The sequence below is a fragment of the Streptomyces sp. NPDC014907 genome, from assembly GCF_055562975.1.
The window spans coordinates 1-2,743 of record NZ_JBVHEG010000010.1 but is presented as its reverse complement, the minus strand read 5'-3'; the positions used below and the strand labels follow the sequence as shown (position 1 = coordinate 2,743).

The following is a 2,743-nucleotide window of genomic DNA, read 5'->3' as shown; positions in this document are numbered from 1 at the left end:
GGGGCTCGCCGTGGACCGCGCGGGCAACCTCTACGTCGCCGACCACGTCAACCACCGGATCCGGAAGGTCGCGGCAGCGAGGGCGGCCGGGCTGCCCGACTCGGGCACGGTGGCCTCCTGGGCCAACGTCCGCAGCGGGCTGCGCATGGGGGTCCACCGGGAGTCCCTCAAGGACGGGGCCGAGATCCATCAGTCCCTCGCCTCGGCCCGGGACCACCAGCGGTGGCGGCTGGTGGAGGTGGGCCGGGACGGCGGCGAGGTCCTGTACCGGATCGAGAACGTACGCAGCGGCAAGGTCCTGGAAGTCGCCGAAGCACGGGAGACGGCCGGAGCGGTGATCGCGCAACGCGCCTACGAGGGGGACGGCGCCCACCATCAGCAGTGGAGACTGATCCCGGTGGACCCCGAGGGCGACGACCCGCGGGCGTACGAGATCGCGAACCGCAACAGCGGTCTGCTCCTGCGGGTCGACACCAACGCCCGTACGGCCGTCAGGCAGGACGGGGCGGAGGGCGATCCCCGGAGCCGTCAGTGGCGGTTGCTTCCCGCGTAGCAGTACGACGGCGAGGGGGCGGGGACGGTCTCCCGTCCCCGCCCCCTCGCCGTCCGGGGCCCTACGAGGAAGTGGGGGGCTTCTCCGCGGTCGCCTTGGGGGCCTTGGGGGCTTCCGGGGCCTTCGGGGCCTCCGGGGTCTTGGGAGAGGCGAAGTCGCTCTTCTTCGGCATGCTCTTCAGGTCCTCGTCCTTCTTCAGGTCACTGTCCTTCTCCACCGTCGTCCTCGCCTCCTTCATGCCGGCGGACGCGGCTCCGGTCACCGAGCCGGGGTCCTGGGCGTACCGCGCCTGCGCGTCGGCGGTTTCCTGGGTGGTCCGGACGAAGGAACCGAGGAAGCCCAGGACCGCGCGGGCCTCGGGCGAGGTCTCCTGCACGATCTTCGCGCGGGAGGAGGCGCCGTGGATCGCGGTGCTGAACAGGCTGGGGTTCGTGTCGTCGTACGTGCCGTCGTCGGAGTCCTCGAAGTCGACGTTCTCGCCCGGCCGGGGCTTCGTGCCGCCGGTGGTCACGGAGAAGAGCCCCGCGCCCCGACCCGCTGAGTTGAAGATGTTGTCGAACACCATGGTCGTCACCTCTGGTCGTCGTGGTGGCGGTGTCGCCCGGTCAGGGCTGCTTGTAGAGGGTCTGCTGGCTGACGGTCAGGGCCTCGACGTCGAGCAGGGTGTGGTGCACGTTCAGGGCGGAGACGACCTCGGCGAGCCCGTGCATGTGGAAGCCGCCGGGGGTCAGGTCGAGGTCGTTGATGTCGCGGGCGACCGTGTGGTCGAGGCCGGGATAGGTTCCGGGCTGCGGGGGAGCAAGGACCGCCACCGGGACGGCGTACCGCACCGCGATCAGCCCGGAGAAGGTCACTGGGATCTCGTAGGTGTACTGCTTGCGGTTTCGCCGCTGCGTGACGAGGGTCTGCACGCGGGAGTTCGGCGGCACCTTGCCGGAGATCTGCGACTTCGAGGCCCAGCTGGTGGTGAGCGAACCGCCGACGGTGGCCGCGATGCCCAGGGCCAGCTGGGCGTTGAGCGAGGCGTTGCCGGTGGCGCTGCCCGTGGTCGTGAACCCCACCGAGTTGGTCATCGTGTTCGACGAGGAGTTCGTCGCGGAACTGCTCGCGGACGTCTCGGTGGTGTTGGCGTTGTCGACCCCGACGCTGTCCTTGCTGTTCTTGTTGGTCACCGTGTTCGCGCTCTTGTTCGCCGTCCCGTTCTGGCACGACGCCGCGAGCTGCGACTGCAGGTCCAGCCGGAGCTGGTTCTGGAGCTGGAGCTGGAGCGACGCGCCGACGCTGCCGCCGAAGGTGAGCTTCGCGTCCCCGTGGAGCGACCACGTGACCCCGTTGGAGATGGTGAAGTCGACCGAGTCGGTGAAGGTCATCTCATCGCCACTACGGTTGACGTAGGTGCGGGAGGAGAACGTGTCGGGCGGAGGCTGGGCGATGTCACCACGCACCTCGATCAGTGGCTCCCCCAGGTTCATGTAGGCGAGCCAGCCCCGCTGGAACGCGGTGCCGGAGAAGGTGCCGAAGCTCGACTTGTTCACGGAGAACCCGACGGGCTTGTGCTTCACACCGGAGGGGTCGACGTAGACCAGGTTGGGGTGGTTCAAGAGCGCTTGCCAGGTCTGCTCGATGTTGAGTTCCCGCAGGTTCTTCTTCGTCAGCGGCTGACGCCTGGCGTCTACCAGGCTGTATGCGGTGGAAGGCATCTACCCGTCCTCGACTAATTCCGGCCGAACCGCGCTCGGCGAAATGCAGGCAGAAGCCTGCGCACGTTTCGCCACGCGAAATTACCGCGCCGGCCCCCACCCGGGAAGGCTCATTCACACATCGCGCTCAATCGAGTGATCGATTTTCGGAAAATGCTTCCGAAACGCCGGCGAAGTGACCTTTCTTCGCCCCCCACCACTCGATCGATCAGTTTTCACCCCATGCGCCCGCGGGTAGCGTGAGCCCGGTCATTGCCATGGGTGGAATTTTAACTTCCAGCCATCGGCCCGTTTTCGTTCCTTTCTCCGGCGAAGACAACCAGGCCCGGTAGTAAACGCGGCGTGACGGACCGCTGGGCCCAGTGTCCGCAGCATTGTTCTTCCTCGTTCAGGACAGGTGAGGTTTCCGCGATGTACACGCAAGAGCGCACGGCGATGTCCAATTTGGTGGTCGGCGGCCCGGTGGCGGTGAACAGCTACGACAACGCGA

Annotated in this window: 3 protein-coding genes; 1 reads left to right on the top strand and 2 read right to left on the bottom strand. The window is 67.4% G+C overall.

What is annotated here, in order from left to right:
• A partial coding sequence (locus ACZ3IL_RS23180) for an RICIN domain-containing protein (RefSeq protein WP_467392929.1) occupies positions 1-553 on the top strand: 553 nt, incomplete at its 5' end.
• Between the two features lie 61 nt (positions 554-614).
• On the opposite strand, the gene ACZ3IL_RS23175 is transcribed toward ACZ3IL_RS23180, so the two are convergent.
• Positions 615-1,118, bottom strand: a complete 504-nt coding sequence (locus ACZ3IL_RS23175; RefSeq protein ID WP_467392927.1) for a hypothetical protein — start codon at positions 1,116-1,118, stop codon at positions 615-617.
• Positions 1,119-1,158: 40 nt separating this feature from the next.
• The gene (locus ACZ3IL_RS23170) at positions 1,159-2,253 is read right to left on the bottom strand and encodes a hypothetical protein (RefSeq protein WP_467392925.1); all 1,095 of its coding nucleotides are present in this window, start codon (positions 2,251-2,253) and stop codon (positions 1,159-1,161) included.
• Positions 2,254-2,743 lie beyond the last annotated feature (490 nt).

Bases quoted from the DNA above. Each gene is read 5' to 3' on its own strand.
- ACZ3IL_RS23175 (WP_467392927.1), bottom strand. From the start codon at position 1,118: ATGGTGTTCGACAACATCTTCAACTCAGCGGGTCGGGGCGCGGGGCTC.
- ACZ3IL_RS23170 (WP_467392925.1), bottom strand. From the start codon at position 2,253: ATGCCTTCCACCGCATACAGCCTGGTAGACGCCAGGCGTCAGCCGCTG.